Here is a 16,133-nt window from a genome sequence, read left to right as displayed (position 1 = left end):
GTTTAGGTGTAGCTTTTTGTATTAAATCCAACCGGTCTACGGAAAATCAGCAGGATATATCACATTGATTCTTGAGGAAATGCTCCAAACTGCTGGCTGAAATTCAGCTGATCGACTTCTTCCCAGTCTTCCACAATTTTTCCGTTTTTCAGGCGACTAATAGTAATTCCGCTAAACTGGACAGTTTGCTGTGTAGGTAAAACCCCCTGGAAAGCTCGTTTGTGAGTTCCTAGAGCAACCCAACGGGTAACGACTTTATCTCCTTCTGCAATTATGTCGTTAACCTTGTACCTGAGATCAGGTAGTGCGTGATGGATTGATCCCATGAATTCCATCAGATGGTCACGATCCAGATCGGCAGTTCCAAAATGAATCAGGTAATCCTCTGAGCAGTATTTAGAAACTACTTCCGGTTTCCAGCCTGCACTCGCGACTTTCATCACAGTTTTTTTGTTTTTTTTCTCTGTAGAGTCGTCTGCTTCTCCCATTGTATTTTAAAAAGTGACGTATTAACTTATAAATGTTGTCGGTAGCAAGGGGTTTTATCTGGTTTTTCACTTTCGGAGTGAACATCATCGCTAAATACAGCCAACCCAAATAATTCAACATGGAAACTTTCACAACTGCGAAACCTTTCGTTCTCAACAAATCCTATGAAATTGAGCGAAAGCAATCCCTATTTCAGTTGAAGGAAGAGATCAATAAAGGATCGATTGATTCTCCGATATTGAGATTAGTGGAGGAATTTACAAAAATCCCGCATTGTTTTACTATCCAATGTTGCTATGGACATTTTGTTCATGATGCGGAGCGTGACCCCCACAACCTTGTTCCTCTTGACAAGTATTCTAATGAGATTGAGAAAGTCAATTATCGAATTGGATATCTGACATTTTGTATTCAGAACAATGCTGATGGGAAGAAGTTGTTTCAGGATTTTCAAAATCTTGCTCAACAGGATGCTGAGTACATTCAATTTGGAAGTGCAGACTGGTTTTGGGAAAGGCAGGTAAATTCCTATGTTATTCAGATAGAGCCGGAAAGAAGCAAAGATACTGATAGTGTCTGGATAGATCTGGATGAAGCGTTGTACGTTGAAAAACTGAAGGATAGTTTCTTTAGTGCAGTATTTGAAGTTGCACTCAGGCATCAGAATCCTTCAGATTTAAACGATAGTTGATTATGAAAAACTGATGCACGCATTTTCACAGTTTTGCAGATTGGGAAATCTATGGATACAGGATATCGGATGCTGTAGATCTATCTGGGGTACAGTGGGATATACGAAAAGATAAAACTTCTTGAGAACAATCATATATGGGATTAACATTCCGGTGGGGTTACAATGAGCAATAGCAAGTATATACGTTGGTTTGAAGAGATAACTATCGATGATGTTCCTCTTGTAGGGGGCAAAAATGCCTCTCTTGGGGAGATGTACCGGGAACTTACAGACAAAGATATCAAGATTCCAAACGGATTTGCCATCACTGCCAAGGCCTATTGGCATGTACTTGATTCAGCAGATATTGTTGAAGAATTAAAAGCAACTCTTGATGAACTGGATTCGGCAAATCTCAGCAATCTCCCTGAAGTGGGCAACAAAGCGAGGCACATGATACTGGATGCCTCCATTCCAGACGACTTATGGGATGAGATTAAAGATGCGTATGATAAATTGTGCGAACAGTATGGTGTTGATGCAGATGTCGCTGTGCGCAGTTCAGCCACAGCAGAAGATTTGCCGACAGCTTCCTTTGCAGGGCAACAGGAAACCTATCTTAACATTCATGGTTACCACTCCCTGAGAGATGCCTGTAGCCGATGTTTTGCTTCATTGTTCACTGACAGGGCAATTTCTTACAGGATAAACAACAATTTCGATCATTTTGAGGTGGGATTATCTATTGGTATCATGAAAATGGTGCGTTCTGATCTTGCTTCAAGCGGGGTTTTATTCACTATCGATACGGAAACAGGTTTTGAAGATGTAGTCTTTATTACCGGAGCATATGGTTTGGGCGAAAATGTAGTTCAGGGGCTGGTAAATCCGGATGAGTTTTATGTATTCAAACCAACCCTTAAGGAAGGCTACAAGCCTATTATCCGCAAAAAGGTTGGCAGCAAGGAAATCAAAATGATCTATGGTCGTGGGGATTCCAGAGTGCTGACACGTAATGTTGAAGTGCCTGAGTCCGACAGAAAACAATTTTGCATAAGCGATGATGAAATCCTTCAACTTGCCAGGTATGCTGTTATCATAGAGGAGCACTATTCAGGCAAAGCCAATAAAAATATGCCTATGGATATCGAATGGGCGAAAGATGGGGATACAGGTGAATTATTCATTGTCCAGGCAAGGCCGGAGACTGTGCAGTCCCAGAAAAGGAAGGATACACTTGAAACCTATTTCATGGATGAAAAAGGAAAAGTACTGGTTACCGGTCGGAGTGTGGGTGACAAAATTGCTTCTGGCAAAGTACATGTCATTAAGGACATTTCAGGCTTATCTTCCTTTAAATCCGGAGAAGTGCTGGTAGCAGATACCACTACCCCTGACTGGGAACCTGTTATGAAAAAAGCAGCAGCCATCATTACCAACAAGGGAGGACGGACATGTCATGCGGCTATCGTCAGCCGTGAACTTGATATCCCGGCAGTGGTGGGTGCAGATAACGGCACAGAAAAGCTGAGTTAGGGTATGGATGTTACTGTAAGCTGTGCCGAAGGGGATACGGGAAAAGTCTATGAAGGTGAGCTTTCTTTCCACAAAGAAATTACGGAACTAAAAGACGTGGGCAAACCCAGAACGGAGATTATGATGAATCTGGGAAATCCGGAAGAGGCTTTCTCACTGTCAAAAATACCCAATGATGGGATCGGGCTTGCAAGGCTTGAGTTCATCATTAGCAGTTACATCAAAGTTCATCCGATGGCTTTGATACATATGGAAAAGGTTACGGATAAGGATGTAATTGAAACAATCGGGCAATTAACATATGGTTATTCCAATAAAAGTGAATATTTTGTAGAGAGGCTTGCAGAAGGTGTCGCTACAATTGCTGCAGCATTTTATCCAAAACCGGTAGTGGTGCGTATGAGTGATTTCAAATCCAATGAATATGCAACCCTCATCGGGGGAGAGGATTTTGAGATCAAAGAGAGTAATCCAATGCTGGGTTTCAGAGGTGCCTCCAGATATTACGATGAAAGATACAGGGAAGGATTTGCTCTTGAATGCAGGGCAATGAAAAAGGTAAGGGATGAGATGGGGCTCACCAATCTTATTCTGATGATACCTTTCTGCCGGCGTGTAGAAGAAGCCAGGAAAGTTATTGGAGAAATGGAAAACCATGGTCTGGAGAGGGGTGTTAATGATCTCCAAATCTATATGATGTGTGAAATACCCAGTAATGTTATTTTGATTGATGAATTTAGTAAATACTTTGACGGGTTTTCAATTGGTTCAAATGATCTTACACAACTTACACTTGGGGTTGACCGGGATTCTGAAATTTTGGCTTCAACCTTTGACGAAAGGGATGAAGCTGTGAAGGCGATGGTATCCATGGCAATTAAAGGGTCAATGAGAAACAATAAGCACAGTGGTCTTTGTGGACAGGCTCCAAGTGATTTTCCCGAATTTGCTGAGTTTCTTGTAAAAGAAAGCATCGATTCCATTTCCTTGAATCCGGACTCGGTTTTGAAGATACGTCTCAAAGTGCTGGAAACAGAAAAAGGTATGGGGGATTGAACGGAATTAAAGACTTATACTTTTCCGTTTCGTTCCATAAAGTGATTTTGAAAAAACTTGGAATTGCGGAAACTATGGAAATAAGAGAAATCAATTTTCCGGGAAATATCCCGGATATTTCTATTTTGATAGGCAGTGTTTTCCTGAATTCTAACATGCTTTTTTTGGAATAGGGGAACTAACCATCTTATTCTGGTAGTTTTTCTCCTATCACCACAACAACTAAATAAACTCTCTGCGCACTTCAACCCAAGAATGGGTACTCTCATTTGAATACAACACTGAGTTGATAAATTGGCAGTAAATGATGGAAATACAGTAAAAATTGATTATACAGGGACTCTGGATGACGGAACTGTTTTTGACAGTTCAGAAAATCATGAACAACCACTTGAATTTACCGTTGGTGCAGGACAGGTTATCAAGGGTTTTGAAGAAGCGGTAATCGGCATGGAAGTGGATGAAGAAAAAGAGTTCAGGATTGAAGCCGTAGATGCATACGGCGATGTTAACCCTGAGCTTGTTCAGCATGTGCCCAGAGCCCAGATTCAGATTGATGGTGAGGTTACTCCTGGAGTCATACTTGTCGTTAAAACACCTGAGGGCATGGAATTACCTGCGAAGGTAACAGGAGTTTCAGATTCGGAAATTATTCTCGATATGAACCATCCTCTTGCCGGCAAACCTCTTAACTTTAAAATAAAAGTTGTGGAAATCTCATCCTGATTTTTTCAGGAAAAGATGAAATCCTCATCTTTTCCATTTTTCTAATAACTGCTTTACAGATTATCCAAATCTTGGACCGCCAACGTCAGCATTGTTGTTGTAGCCGCGGCTTTCCCAGTAACCCTGATAGTCCTCATTGGTTACTTCTATTTTCACTATCCATTTTGCCCATTTGTAACCGTATTTTCCTTCAGCAACAAGCTGCAAGGGGAATCCTCTGTCATGAGGCAGGGTTACATCATTGATCTTGTAGGCTACAATAATGTTCTTATCCAGCAGGTAATCCAGTTCAAGGGCTGTGGAATACCCATCTTCGGAATAAAAGATAACTGTTGTTGCCCCTTCCTGCAATCCGGCATCATCAAGCAGGGTTTCCATTTTTACACCTGTCCATTTTGCCGCAAATCCCCAGCCTTCAACACAATCCAGCGGAACTGCCTTTGAGACAGACGGGTAAGACAGTATATCGTCGTATGTCAGGACAGTTGTTTCGTTTACCATTCCGGTTATTTCAAGCCGATAATCGTCCGGATAAAGATACTGTGTTCCTTTAATCGCATTGTTTCGCTGCTCATCAATAGGGGTAAGATCTACACCGTCATATTCCAGTGTTTCAGTCTCGTTTTCATTTATCGGGGATACTTCTGCCTCATCGGGAGTAGTCGATATACACCCGGCTGAAAGCAAGATCAGAATAAGTGTTAAGGTAAACAGGATTTTTTTCATGTGATGGCCACACTCCACATATGAGATTTCTTTGCAAGCTGATATAGCTTTTCATGCATTTTCCGTTCCAAACCAGCCCTTTGTTCGTAGGCAAAATCTTACCAACAGCAGCATCACAGGTACCTCAATTAGTACACCAACGACTGTAGCAAGTGCGGCTCCTGAGGAAATGCCAAACAGCACTGTTGCGGTTGCAATTGCCACTTCAAAGTGATTGGAAGCACCAATCATCGCTGAAGGGGCTGCATCCTCATATGTGAGTTTCAGCATCTTTGCCATTACATACCCAAGAACAAAGATCAGACATGTCTGAAGGAACAGGGGTACTGCAATCCAGAGTATTGTCAGTGGTTGCGCAAGGATTGTTTCTCCCTTGAAACTGAACAATAGTATAAGGGTTACAAGGAGTGCGATTATGGTTACAGGTGTCAGCAGGTGAAGGAAATTATTGTTGAACCATTCTTCTCCCTTTGTCCTGAATATAATTTTGCGTGATAGGTATCCGGCTCCAAGGGGAAGTGCAACGTAGATTCCCACGGACATAGCAAGTGCTTCCCATGGAACAGGGAGATTGCCAACACCAAGGAGGAATCCTCCGAGTGGGCCGTAGAACAGGAGCATTGCAAGGGAGTTGATTGCTACCATTACAAGCGTATGGCAATCATTTCCTTTCGCCAGGTAGCCCCAAACCAGTACCATTGCGGTACATGGAGCAATTCCCAGCAGAATACAGCCTGCAAGATAACTTCTCCAAAGTGGTATTTCCAGCATCTTTATGCCTTCGACAAGCACCACTGTACCTTCGCCGTAGGTTGCACCTACGGGGAGATCAAGTCCCAGAGGCATCTTGACTAGATCTACTGCATCAGGTCCGATGAAATGAAGGAATACGGTGCCAAGGAAAAAGATTGAGATAGCATACATTGTGAAAGGCTTGATTGCCCAGTTTATGAAGAGAGTCAAGCTTACCGGTTTCAGATTCTGGCCTGCTTTGATGACTTCCCCGAAATCGATCTTAACCATAATGGGATACATCATGAAGAAAAGACAGATTGCAATAGGGATTGAGACAATTGGTGCTCCATCCGAGTAAATTGCAATGCTGTCAAGATAAAGGGCCAGTCCGGGTGCGAATTTACCAAGTAGTATGCCAGCAATTATGCACAGGAAAACCCATACTGTAAGATATTTCTCAAAAAAACCAAGTCCTTTTGGTCCCACCGGGGGGCAGCTCTCTTCACCCATAGTTGTATGTCTCCCATGTTTCAATAATTATTGAAATGCTTTTGTCGTATAAGAGAATTGTGGTTTCAATTAAATTTGAAATGGATTTCAACTATAGGTCAAACGATGACTATTTTGTTGGAAATATTACCTAAAACTTATTCTCCTGCGATAGATTTATAAAAAATACTGCTATTTAGACCTTAACACAACAGCGTGCGAGAGTAGCCAAGCGGCCAACGGCGATGGACTCAAGATCCATTCTTGTAGGAGTTCGTGGGTTCGAATCCCCCCTCTCGCACCATTTTTCTGGATGTGATTTATTCTGTCTGAATCTTTCAGCTATGAAGATGTTATCGATGGCGTCAAATCTGCCATAAAACAGGCACAAACCGTTCTTCCGAAAGACGTAGTTCAGGCACTTGAAAAAGCTGAAAAAAGCGAATCCGAAGATGTGGCTAAATCGCACCTGCAGGCAATCCTGAAGAATGTGTCTATTGCAAAGGAAAAAAGCATCCCAATGTGCCAGGATACGGGAATTTTTATTTTCAAGGTTGAAATTGGAAGGAATATTGTACTGCCATTTAATCTGGAGGAAGCTCTCAGGGAAGCACTCAGACAAGCTACTCTTGAAATACCGCTTCGTCCAAATGCCGTTCATCCGATTACTCGCCACAACAGCAATGATAACACCGGAGTCGGTCTTCCTGATATCAAATATTCTTTTATTGATGAGGATGAACTACGTGTTACTGTCGTACCCAAAGGTGCCGGGTCTGAGAATATGAGCGTTCTTAAAATGATGAACCCTACTGAAGTAAACTCAATTGATGATTTCATACTTGAATCGGTTTTCAATGCCGGGGGGAAACCGTGTCCACCTGTGATTGTAGGTGTGGGTGTTGGTGGTTCCTTCGACAAATCCGCAATTCTTGCAAAAACATCCCTGCTACGTGATGTTCAGGATATGGACGAAGAAGAACTTCACCTTCTTCGCAGGATTAATTCACTGGGTATCGGTCCAATGGGTATGGGTGGAGACACTACTGCGTTGGCAGTTCATATTAACAAGGCACATTGCCATACTGCATCCCTGCCGGTTGCAATTAACATCCAATGCTGGGCTAATCGACATTCGACTGTTGTTTTCAGGAGGGGCTCTCAGTGGAACATCATCTGAAGACTCCACTCTACAGGGATGACATTCTTGATCTGAAATGTGGGGATGTTGTTTACCTCTCAGGAACGATACTGACGGCTCGTGACGAAGCACATGCACGTATGCTTGAATACAACGAAAAAGTTGAAAAACTTCCCTTTTCTCTTGATGGTGCTGTTATCTATCATTGCGGTCCTCTCATGAAGCAAATCGAAAATGGCTGGGAAGTTGTGGCTGCAGGACCTACCACAAGTGCCAGGATGATTTCCATGACACCTTCTTTGCTGGATTTGTACGATGTGCATGTCCTTATCGGGAAAGGTGGGATGGATGGCTTATCGGCTTCTTTTGAAGGACGTTGCATCTACCTTGCCTACACGGGTGGTTGTGCTGCCCTTGCAGCCCGGGCAATTAAAAAGGTAAAGACTTTTCACTGGCCGGATCTGGGTATGGCTGAAGGTGTATGGGAACTTGAGGTGGAAAACTTTGGTCCCCTTATCGTCGGAATGGATGCAATAGAAAACGATCTGTTTTCTAATATAAAAGAAAAAGCAAAAGGGCTGATTGGTTAACTCACGTTTTTAGATAAAGAACGTGAATGCAGCCCATGCGACCAATGTCATAACGATTGAATGCTTAAGACCAGCTGATATCTCGCCTTCTCCCATCTGTCCTGCGACAAGACCGGCAACAAATCCCTGGATTACAGAAGCGTGGAACAGTAATCTTCTGAATGTATCCGGATCAAATGCACCTATGAAACGACTTCCTGCACCCGCAGCAGCTGCAGCCTGCCCGGCTTCTGCCATTGTGGGTACAAAGCGGGATGACAGCATCAGGATGACAAAAATAAAGACAAAGAATGCCATGTATACAATAACCACGTAAACCATCATGTTCGCATTTCTTTCTCTTTGCAGTGTCTTGATTTCACTTGCATCTCTTGCAGCTGCTTCCAGCACGTATGTAACACGTCCTCCAGCCCTGTTTGCCTGTGTAATCAAAGCTACCGTTCTGGATATAAGGGGAGTGTTCATTCTTGCTGCAAACTGATCAAGCGTATTTTCGAATGAAATACCCCATGACAGTGAAGCATCCATTTTCTTAATTTCAGGTGTAAGAGCCCCGTATTCACCACGTGTAACGGTATTAACCGCTCCCGGCAGCGTTAGCCCTGCACGACCCATTTCAGCAAGATCCCGAAGGAAGTTTGGAAGTGATTCTTCAATCCTGTTAATTGTCTTACGCTTCCTGTTGTATGTGACTGCAGGTGGGGCTATCAGTATCAAGACTGTGAAAATAATCACATCGTCAATTAAGATAGTTCCTCTTGTTGCCTGGAAACCAAATAAGAAAAATAATAACGCAGCAGGCGTGCTGAATATGAATGCATACTCCGGATACTGATAAAATGAATTCCTTGGGTCTCGCAAGAATTGCCTGAGCTTTACAAATTGTCTGGATTCCTCAAGCCTCTTTTCAATATGAAGGTCTTCTCTTTCCAGCAATTCTTCTTCAGTAAGCCGGTAATCGAGATTTGTTTCTTCCTGTTTTTTACCAAAGACCTTCATTTTATTCCTCCGGGGTAAGGGTACTTATTACTACCAGGAACATTATGCTTCCAATTGGTACGATGGCATATATTAGCAAGTAAAGGAAGACTGTTTGTGCTCCACCCATTATCGACATGATGGATATGACTATAATCAGGAAAAGCGGGCCTGCGACAAATGCCGTTACATATGTCTCCCCCAGCAATCCCAATGTTTCCAGGAATTCCTTCTGTCGTTGCCTGTTTTCAACAATGTATTGTTCCGTCTTAATCTTAAAATAAGGCTCCAGTTCTCCTCCGGAAGTAACCACTGTTATTGCACCCTGCAAAAATTCCTGCATCATTGGTGAAGGGGTTGTCTGGGCGAGGTTCTTCATTGCAGTTACCAGATCCTTTCCGAGTACTTCCATATCCCTTACAAGATAGCGTGCTTCGGTTGAGACTTCTCCGTATATCTTGTTCAGCGCAAGAGATCTGAAGAGTTCTACCGGCAAAACACCAGCACCCGACATTGCAGTCATGTAGTTAATTGCATAGGGGAGGATTTGCTCGATGTTTCTTTTCCTGTTAGATGCCATTATTGAAGGGTAGAATACAAACGTTTTGTAGATAACAGCCATGCAGAAGGCTATAGTTAACAGGCTTCCGAAAAACTGTATTATCAGCAGCTTGTATGGTACAAGCCATCCCATCCATGCAGGGATCATAAGTCTGCTGCCTGGCAGATCAGGAACTCCAAATATGAATAAGATCAAATTGAATAATAGTAATATCAGGACTGTGCTCAAAATTGCGGTTAACAGGGCACCTGAAAGATACATGTCGTATCCGAGATTCATCCTGTTTTTCAGGAGATCCATCCTGAGGTTGTAATATTTATCCTTTCTTTGTTTGAAATGTTTTCCAAACAAAGAGTAGGCATAAACAAAATAGCTGTTAGTCATACCAGATCCTGTTCCACAAGCTTCATTATGGTTTCCGGTTCTCTCTTATAAGCCACTACAATCTTGGAGAAATCCTTGAAGTTACTGATTCCTTTTCTTCTGGCCCATTCGAGAACGTCCTGGCGCTGTTGCAGTTCTAATTTCACCCTGGCTTCATCCCAACCCCTGTTTTCCATGACGCTTTCGACAACATAGGATCTTCCGGAATACTGGAAGGAATCCTTTGCTGCATTCCACACAAACACTTCATTTGTCAGCAATTCTCCGGTACGGGGATCAACACCTACAATTTCCGTAATGGATTTGCTACGCCTGACGCGTTCAGATCCAACTTTTACCTGTGCCTGTACGGATACAATATCCAGAGCCTGGATCATTATTCTTGGAACATTAATTGGGGGGTTTTCCAGCCTGTGTACAATGGACTGGACAGAATCGGCGTGTATAGTTGAGAATGTGGTATGTCCTGTAGACATTGCCTGGAAAAGAACGTAAGCTTCAGAACCACGAACTTCTCCCACGAGGATGTATTCGGGACGCTGTCTTAGCGCTGCCCTTAGAAGCTCGTACATCTCAATGGATCCCTTTGATTCCCCGCTAAAGGCTTCTCTTGTAACACCGGGGATCCAGTTGGGGTGTGCTAGGTTTAATTCGCGGGTATCTTCAATGGATACGATTTTCATCTCGGGCTGGACAAACATTGAAACTGCGTTCATCGCAGTTGTCTTACCTGATGCAGTACCGCCTGAGAAAATTATGCTTTTACTGGATTCCACAGCAAGCCACATGTACGCCATCATAGCGTTGGAGAAGGTATGGAAATCCACAAGTTCTGCCGGAGTAATTGGGTTTTCATTAAAGCGACGAATGGTGAATGTGCTTCCCCTTGTGGTAATTTCTCTTCCAAGGGTTAACTGGATCCTTGACCCATCAGGCATTGTGGCGTCGAGAAGCGGGTTAGCAACGGAAATATGTTTTCCACAGATCTGTGCCATCCTGATTACAAAGGAATCCGCTTCCTCGTCGGTGTCAAACTGGACGATTGAAGGAATTGATTCATATTTCCTGTGATAAACGTAAACCGGAGTCTTCGGTCCGTCACAGGATATATCCTCAATATCGAGATCGCGCATCATTGCGTCTATCTTCCCGTAGTTCAGGAAATCCCTGATAATGTGGTAAATCACTTTTTCACGGACAAGTGCAGATGTTTCAATGGAGTAATCCCTCAGGAATTGCAGGAATTCGTCCCGGAGTAGTTTCTCTGCATTGGTCCGGCTGGTTTCACTGAGGCTAATATCTATAGACTCCACGAGACGTTCCTTGACATTTTCCAGCAGTTCTTTTTCACTTGCGGACAATAAGGGCTCAAGGACTGTGTACATGTATTCGTGGATGTCAGTATCATATGTTATCCGTACATAGGAATAGGGTGGATTAATAGGATAAAGTTCAACTTCTCTTTGTGCAGTTCCCGCAGGCATCGAAAGATCGACAAGGGGTCCATCCTTTGTAATGTCATAATCTTCAAATTTGAGCTTGCTTGCCGTAAGTAATCTGCCAATCTTCTTGTAGAAAGGTTCTTTTCTTATCTCGGAAACTTCCGGTTCAATTGCTTTTGCCTTCTCTTCGGTAATTTCCCGAATTGCATCTTCCCAAACCTTTTCGATTTCCTCTGGAACCTTTCCTAATTTGTCAACGGTAATGTTCTCTGAAAGTTCTGCAGTTTCCTGTAGGGATTCTGCGTGCACATCTTCTTCAGTAATTGCCGTAAAACCATCATCACTTTGCAGGTCGTCCAGTGCTTTTTCCAGCAAATCGCCGGCTTCACTATCTTCGGTCACAATCTTTTTTTCAACTTCCTTGTCTGTGACTTTTTCTGCCAGTTCTTCACTTTTTATATCTTTTTGTATTTCCTCTTCTGCATTGGACAGTTGAGTATTTGAAGCTTGATCCATTAAGTACCACCCATTGTTATACGAACATGGCTTTTACCCTGCTGAAGAATCCAAGTCTCTCTACAACAGGTTCTGCAGGTTGAAGCGAATATTCCGGAACATCAATTCCCACCAGCATTGCTGCTGTTCTTTTCAGGGTAAAAGCTGCTTCAGATTGCGGATATTTCGATACTACAGGAGTTTGTAAGGATAATGCTTTTGCAATCATAGGATCATTTGGGATTTCGGACAAAATGTTTGTTCCCAGAGTTTTCTGGATCTTGGCCTTCAGGCCGCTTTCAAGATTTCCATTGATCCTGTTTACTATAACTCCTTCAATGTGCTTGCCGTAACTTTTTGCTACTTTTGCAGATTTTAAGGTGTCAACTATTGACGTAATGTCATCATTGACTACAAGAACTATTTTGTCAGATATCTGGAACGGAACAAGCGCATTCTTGTTTAGTCCCGGAGGTGTGTCAATAATAATATGATCGTAGTCATCCAAAATTGGTTCTATAGAACTTTTTAGCCTTTCGATGTTTGAATTCTGGTATGAATCCAGTGAAAGACTGCATGGAAGTACTTTAAGCCCGGCGGGTCCCTCGTAAATCGCGTCCTGTATTTTTGCAGTTCCCTTCAAGACATCATAAAAATTGACTGTAATTTCATCGAGTTTCATAAACATGCCTACGTTGGGCATGCCAAGATCTGCATCAATTAAAAGCGTTTTTTCTCCGAGTCCGGCCAGAGCAGTTGCAATATTTACTGAAAGCGTAGTTTTGCCTGTTCCTCCCTTCCCGGAAGCTATAACGAATACACTGCTCACCATCTCATGTCCCCTACAAATATATCTATAAATTTAATATAATCTATTTTCTATTATTTTTTTCTCTTACTTAATGTTTCGGTGTATATAATAATTATGATTACATTATAATGATGATGATAATGATATATAACCCTTTTTAATAGCGGCTTAAATAAGTTTATTACTCGGTAGCAAGTTAACGATAATTAGTTCAAGGTGACAAGAAATGGAGCTCAAGGTTCAACCAATAGACATTCAGGTCGGGAAATACAAGGTAATTCTCAATTCCATTGACGCAAAGGAACTCGGGGTATACGAGGGTGACAGGGTACGCGTTACCGGGCATGTTACGGTAACTGCGATTGTTGACTTCACGGAAGACATGATTGGGCCTGGAATGATTGGCCTTTATCATGAAATTAAGGAAGATCTGAAACGTGAGTGGACTGAAATCGTAGAGGTGGAGCCAGCTGAAAAACCTCGCTCTGCTCGCATAATTCGTAAAATAATGGATGGGGCCAAGCTGGAGCAGGATGAAGTTCATGAGCTTGTAAAGGATATTGTTGAAGAGAATCTTAGTGAAATTGAAATTGCTGCATTTCTTGCGTCCACTTATATTAATGACATGACAGATGATGAAACCGAGTGGCTTACAAGAGCCATGATTGATACCGGTGAAAAGCTGGAATTCGCTACCAATCCAATAATGGACAAGCATTCAATCGGTGGTGTCCCTGGTAACAAGATATCATTGCTGATTGTTCCAATTGTTGCAGCCAATGGATTGTTGATTCCCAAAACCAGCTCCCGTGCCATTACCGGGGCAGGTGGCACTGCGGACCTGATGGAAATACTCGCTCCTGTGGAGTTTTCTGCTTCCGAAGTCAAAGAGATGACCGAGAAGGTTGGTGGCGTTCTTGTCTGGGGTGGTGCTACCAATATTGCACCTGCAGATGACAAACTAATCAAGGTTGAATACCCGCTTTCCATTGATCCCCACTGTCAGATGCTGGCTTCAATTATGGCAAAGAAAGGTGCTGTAGGCGCTACACATGTCGTTATGGATATTCCAACCGGACCAGGCACCAAGATTAAGGATGTTCATGAAGGGCGGAAACTTTCCAGGGATCTGATTAACCTCGGGGAACGCCTGGGCATGGATGTGGATTGTGCACTTACTTATGGTGCATCCCCTGTGGGAAGAACTGTTGGTCCTGCACTTGAAGTACATGAGGCATTGAAGGTACTTGAGACACTGGAAGGTCCTAACAGCCTGATTGAAAAGAGTACCGTTCTTGCAGGAATGCTGCTTGAAATGGGTGGCGTTGCATCCCCGGGACAGGGTCAGGAACTTGCTCTTGAGACCCTGAAAAACGGGAAGGCCCTTGCCAAATTTAAGGAAATTATTGAAATCCAGGGTGGAGATCCGAATGTAACTTCTAATGATATCCAGCCCGGACAGTACACTGCTGATCTCGTATCTCCGGCAACGGGATATGTTCTTGAATTCAGAAATAAGCGCATTGTCCAGATTGCAAGGACGGCAGGTGCTCCCAATGACAAGGGTGCAGGTGTGCGGATTCACAAGAAGCATGGCGAGGTTGTCAAGAAAGGTGAGCCGATTTTAACAATTTATGCTGACAAGGAAAAAAAGCTGGAGGAAGCAATCAAGAGTGCCCAGCGTGATCTTCCAATTGTTGTTGAGGGCATGTTGCTTGAAAAGGTTCCATCTATCAAGGAACTCTGAGGCTTTGTCTCATGTCAGATTCTCCTACAGAAAAACGGATAGTCATACTTCGTCTCGGGCATCGTCCGGAGAGAGATAAGCGAATTACCACACATGTAGCGTTGACTGCAAGGGCTTTTGGTGCCGAAGGCATGCTGCTTGCTTCCGAAGACAAGGGTATTGTCAGATCAGTTAGTGATGTGGTTGAGCGATGGGGCGGTGATTTCTATATCAAGCACAATGTTAGCTGGAAAGCTGCTATTCGGGATTGGAAGGAAGCGGGCGGTAAAATCTGCCATCTTTCCATGTATGGGATAAACTTGCCTGATGCAATAGAGTCAATGAAACTGCCTGACAAGCTTATGATTGTCGTAGGTGCTGAAAAAGTACCATTTGAAATCTATGGGCTTGCAGACTGGAACGTTGCGGTAGGCAGCCAACCGCATTCGGAAGTTGCAGCAGTTGCAGTAACCCTTGACAGGCTTTCAGAAGGCAATGATCCACTTAAGAATAAGAAGTTTGAAGGGGCAAAACTGGAAGTTGTTCCCACCGAATGCGGGAAGCAGGTAATTGAGAACCCTGATTAATCTTTCTTTTTTTCCGCTTTTGGGCCTTTGTGCAAAGGTTTTCTTTCGTAACCGCCATACCCACGGTGCTTTTTATCGCCCTGCTTGCTGAACTGGCTTACGAGTATTTCCTCCAGTTCATCATCGGTAATTTCTTCTTCATTTATTGATTTTTTTTCGGCCACGAAAGCTCCCTCAAAGCACTTTTATGAATGGGTTATGATCGATAAACTCGGTATCAATGCCGGTTTTATCCCGAATTGTAGTAGTCAGCTCTTCCATACCGGGATTCTCAGTGGCATAGTGGGTTGCATCAACAAGCAGCATATCGGTAAAGTCACGGATGATATTATGCTTAAGCTCGGCAGAAACGTAGGCATCAACTCCCATTTTCCGGGCTGATTCAAGATATTCAGGGTTAAAACCACTGCCTCCAAAAACCATTACCTTGGTGATAGATTCTTTTTCCCCTACATACTGAATAGTTGTGTCAAGGGATTTTGAGACATGATGTACAAAGATGTCAGCTGTACAGTCATCAATAAAGCCTACTCTCCCGGCCTCCAGTTCTTCAACACCTTTCAATCCTAGGCGTTTTGCAAGAACATCATTAATTCCTCCTGCTGCCTTATCGAAGTTGGTGTGCATTGAGTAAATGGAAATGCGGTTTGCAAGAGCTTTTTCAAGCAATGCTGCAAAACCAGTGGAAATGCTGTTTATTGAATGGAATATGAAAGGGTGATGCACAACCAGCAGGTCAGCATCAATGTCCGCTGCTCTTTCTATTACGTATCCTGTGGCATCAAGAGCAACGGCTATCTTGTTTATGTCGTTGTTGAGATCAAGATTCAGGCCGATTTTTCCTTCATCGAAATCTTCTGCAAGTTCAGGAGATGCAATTTCTTCAAGTGTTCTGACCACTTCATAAAGGTGCATGGGTATTGATTGGTTGGTTTTTCTTATGAATGTGTCGTTTTTTTGGAGATCTTGGTTTGATCCAGACTTTTA

15 protein-coding genes, 1 tRNA gene and 1 pseudogene are annotated in these 16,133 nt (G+C 43.0%); 8 read left to right on the top strand and 9 right to left on the bottom strand.

Annotation, left to right across the window (positions count from 1 at the left end; genetic code table 11):
- Positions 1-59: 59 nt before the first annotated feature.
- Complete coding sequence (locus tag J2755_RS03195; RefSeq protein ID WP_209679549.1) at positions 60-488, bottom strand: ester cyclase; 429 nt, start codon at positions 486-488, stop codon at positions 60-62.
- A 119-nt stretch (positions 489-607) separates the two neighbouring features.
- Between J2755_RS03195 and J2755_RS03190 the strand changes: the two genes are divergently transcribed.
- The 3 genes and pseudogenes from J2755_RS03190 (at position 608) to J2755_RS03180 (ending at position 4,480) form a co-directional block, all read left to right on the top strand.
- Complete coding sequence (locus J2755_RS03190; RefSeq protein WP_209679547.1) at positions 608-1,180, top strand: hypothetical protein; 573 nt, start codon at positions 608-610, stop codon at positions 1,178-1,180.
- Between the two features lie 165 nt (positions 1,181-1,345).
- A pseudogene (ppsA, locus tag J2755_RS03185) lies at positions 1,346-3,754 on the top strand (phosphoenolpyruvate synthase).
- Positions 3,755-4,048: 294 nt separating this feature from the next.
- Positions 4,049-4,480 carry an FKBP-type peptidyl-prolyl cis-trans isomerase gene (locus tag J2755_RS03180; protein ID WP_209679545.1) on the top strand — a complete coding sequence of 144 codons (432 nt, stop codon included), beginning with the start codon at positions 4,049-4,051 and terminating at the stop codon, positions 4,478-4,480.
- A gap of 60 nt (positions 4,481-4,540) precedes the next feature.
- Here the strand turns inward: J2755_RS03180 and J2755_RS03175 are convergent, their stop codons facing one another.
- Positions 4,541-5,206, bottom strand: coding sequence for a molybdopterin-dependent oxidoreductase (locus J2755_RS03175; RefSeq protein ID WP_209679544.1), 666 nt, complete (start codon positions 5,204-5,206; stop codon positions 4,541-4,543).
- A 51-nt stretch (positions 5,207-5,257) separates the two neighbouring features.
- Positions 5,258-6,451: an ACR3 family arsenite efflux transporter gene (gene arsB / locus J2755_RS03170; protein ID WP_209679542.1), complete on the bottom strand. Its 1,194-nt coding sequence runs from the start codon at positions 6,449-6,451 to the stop codon at positions 5,258-5,260.
- Between the two features lie 197 nt (positions 6,452-6,648).
- Here arsB and J2755_RS03165 point away from each other — a divergent pair.
- The 3 genes from J2755_RS03165 to J2755_RS03155 all read left to right on the top strand — a co-directional run bounded on the left by J2755_RS03165 (position 6,649) and on the right by J2755_RS03155 (position 8,161).
- Positions 6,649-6,734, top strand: a tRNA-Leu gene (locus J2755_RS03165).
- Positions 6,735-6,755: 21 nt separating this feature from the next.
- Positions 6,756-7,610, top strand: a complete 855-nt coding sequence (locus tag J2755_RS03160; protein ID WP_209679889.1) for a fumarate hydratase — start codon at positions 6,756-6,758, stop codon at positions 7,608-7,610.
- Entirely contained in the window at positions 7,595-8,161 is a 567-nt protein-coding gene (locus tag J2755_RS03155; RefSeq protein WP_209679539.1) for a FumA C-terminus/TtdB family hydratase beta subunit, read from the top strand. Before J2755_RS03160 ends, J2755_RS03155 begins: the two co-directional genes overlap by 16 nt.
- 9 nt (positions 8,162-8,170) lie before the next feature.
- On the opposite strand, the gene J2755_RS03150 is transcribed toward J2755_RS03155, so the two are convergent.
- From J2755_RS03150 to minD, 4 genes are read right to left on the bottom strand one after another with little or no spacing between them, the layout of a single operon-like run.
- On the bottom strand, positions 8,171-9,160 hold the full coding sequence (locus J2755_RS03150) for a type II secretion system F family protein (RefSeq protein ID WP_209679537.1): 990 nt from the start codon (positions 9,158-9,160) through the stop codon (positions 8,171-8,173).
- A 1-nt stretch (position 9,161) separates the two neighbouring features.
- On the bottom strand, positions 9,162-10,085 hold the full coding sequence (locus J2755_RS03145; protein WP_209679535.1) for a type II secretion system F family protein: 924 nt from the start codon (positions 10,083-10,085) through the stop codon (positions 9,162-9,164).
- A complete protein-coding gene (locus J2755_RS03140) occupies positions 10,082-12,043 on the bottom strand; it encodes a type II/IV secretion system ATPase subunit (RefSeq protein ID WP_209679533.1) in 1,962 nt (653 codons plus the stop codon). The genes J2755_RS03145 and J2755_RS03140 overlap by 4 nt, the downstream gene beginning before the upstream one ends.
- 16 nt (positions 12,044-12,059) lie before the next feature.
- Positions 12,060-12,854, bottom strand: a complete 795-nt coding sequence (minD, locus tag J2755_RS03135; protein WP_209679531.1) for a cell division ATPase MinD — start codon at positions 12,852-12,854, stop codon at positions 12,060-12,062.
- A 205-nt stretch (positions 12,855-13,059) separates the two neighbouring features.
- Between minD and J2755_RS03130 the strand changes: the two genes are divergently transcribed.
- Positions 13,060-14,580, top strand: coding sequence for an AMP phosphorylase (locus J2755_RS03130; protein WP_209679528.1), 1,521 nt, complete (start codon positions 13,060-13,062; stop codon positions 14,578-14,580).
- Positions 14,581-14,591: 11 nt separating this feature from the next.
- On the top strand, positions 14,592-15,146 hold the full coding sequence (locus tag J2755_RS03125; RefSeq protein WP_209679526.1) for a tRNA (cytidine(56)-2'-O)-methyltransferase: 555 nt from the start codon (positions 14,592-14,594) through the stop codon (positions 15,144-15,146).
- Here the strand turns inward: J2755_RS03125 and J2755_RS03120 are convergent.
- Both J2755_RS03120 and J2755_RS03115 read right to left on the bottom strand, forming a co-directional pair.
- Positions 15,143-15,310 carry a hypothetical protein gene (locus tag J2755_RS03120; RefSeq protein WP_209679524.1) on the bottom strand — a complete coding sequence of 56 codons (168 nt, stop codon included), beginning with the start codon at positions 15,308-15,310 and terminating at the stop codon, positions 15,143-15,145. The genes J2755_RS03125 and J2755_RS03120 overlap by 4 nt on opposite strands.
- Positions 15,311-15,320: 10 nt before the next feature.
- Positions 15,321-16,061, bottom strand: a complete 741-nt coding sequence (locus tag J2755_RS03115) for a Nif3-like dinuclear metal center hexameric protein (protein WP_209679521.1) — start codon at positions 16,059-16,061, stop codon at positions 15,321-15,323.
- Positions 16,062-16,133: the final 72 nt, after the last annotated feature.

Source organism: Methanohalophilus levihalophilus, assembly GCF_017874375.1.
GTDB lineage: Archaea > Halobacteriota > Methanosarcinia > Methanosarcinales > Methanosarcinaceae > Methanohalophilus > Methanohalophilus levihalophilus.
The sequence above is the reverse complement of the archived record's forward strand: the minus strand, read 5'-3'. Positions and strand labels throughout refer to the sequence as shown.

Bases quoted from the DNA above. Each gene is read 5' to 3' on its own strand.
- J2755_RS03195 (WP_209679549.1), bottom strand. From the start codon at position 488: ATGGGAGAAGCAGACGACTCTACAGAGAAAAAAAACAAAAAAACTGTG.
- J2755_RS03190 (WP_209679547.1), top strand. From the start codon at position 608: ATGGAAACTTTCACAACTGCGAAACCTTTCGTTCTCAACAAATCCTAT.
- J2755_RS03175 (WP_209679544.1), bottom strand. From the start codon at position 5,206: ATGAAAAAAATCCTGTTTACCTTAACACTTATTCTGATCTTGCTTTCA.
- arsB (WP_209679542.1), bottom strand. From the start codon at position 6,451: ATGGGTGAAGAGAGCTGCCCCCCGGTGGGACCAAAAGGACTTGGTTTT.
- J2755_RS03150 (WP_209679537.1), bottom strand. From the start codon at position 9,160: ATGAAGGTCTTTGGTAAAAAACAGGAAGAAACAAATCTCGATTACCGG.
- J2755_RS03145 (WP_209679535.1), bottom strand. From the start codon at position 10,085: ATGACTAACAGCTATTTTGTTTATGCCTACTCTTTGTTTGGAAAACAT.
- J2755_RS03140 (WP_209679533.1), bottom strand. From the start codon at position 12,043: ATGGATCAAGCTTCAAATACTCAACTGTCCAATGCAGAAGAGGAAATA.
- minD (WP_209679531.1), bottom strand. From the start codon at position 12,854: ATGGTGAGCAGTGTATTCGTTATAGCTTCCGGGAAGGGAGGAACAGGC.
- J2755_RS03130 (WP_209679528.1), top strand. From the start codon at position 13,060: ATGGAGCTCAAGGTTCAACCAATAGACATTCAGGTCGGGAAATACAAG.
- J2755_RS03125 (WP_209679526.1), top strand. From the start codon at position 14,592: ATGTCAGATTCTCCTACAGAAAAACGGATAGTCATACTTCGTCTCGGG.
- J2755_RS03115 (WP_209679521.1), bottom strand. From the start codon at position 16,061: ATGCACCTTTATGAAGTGGTCAGAACACTTGAAGAAATTGCATCTCCT.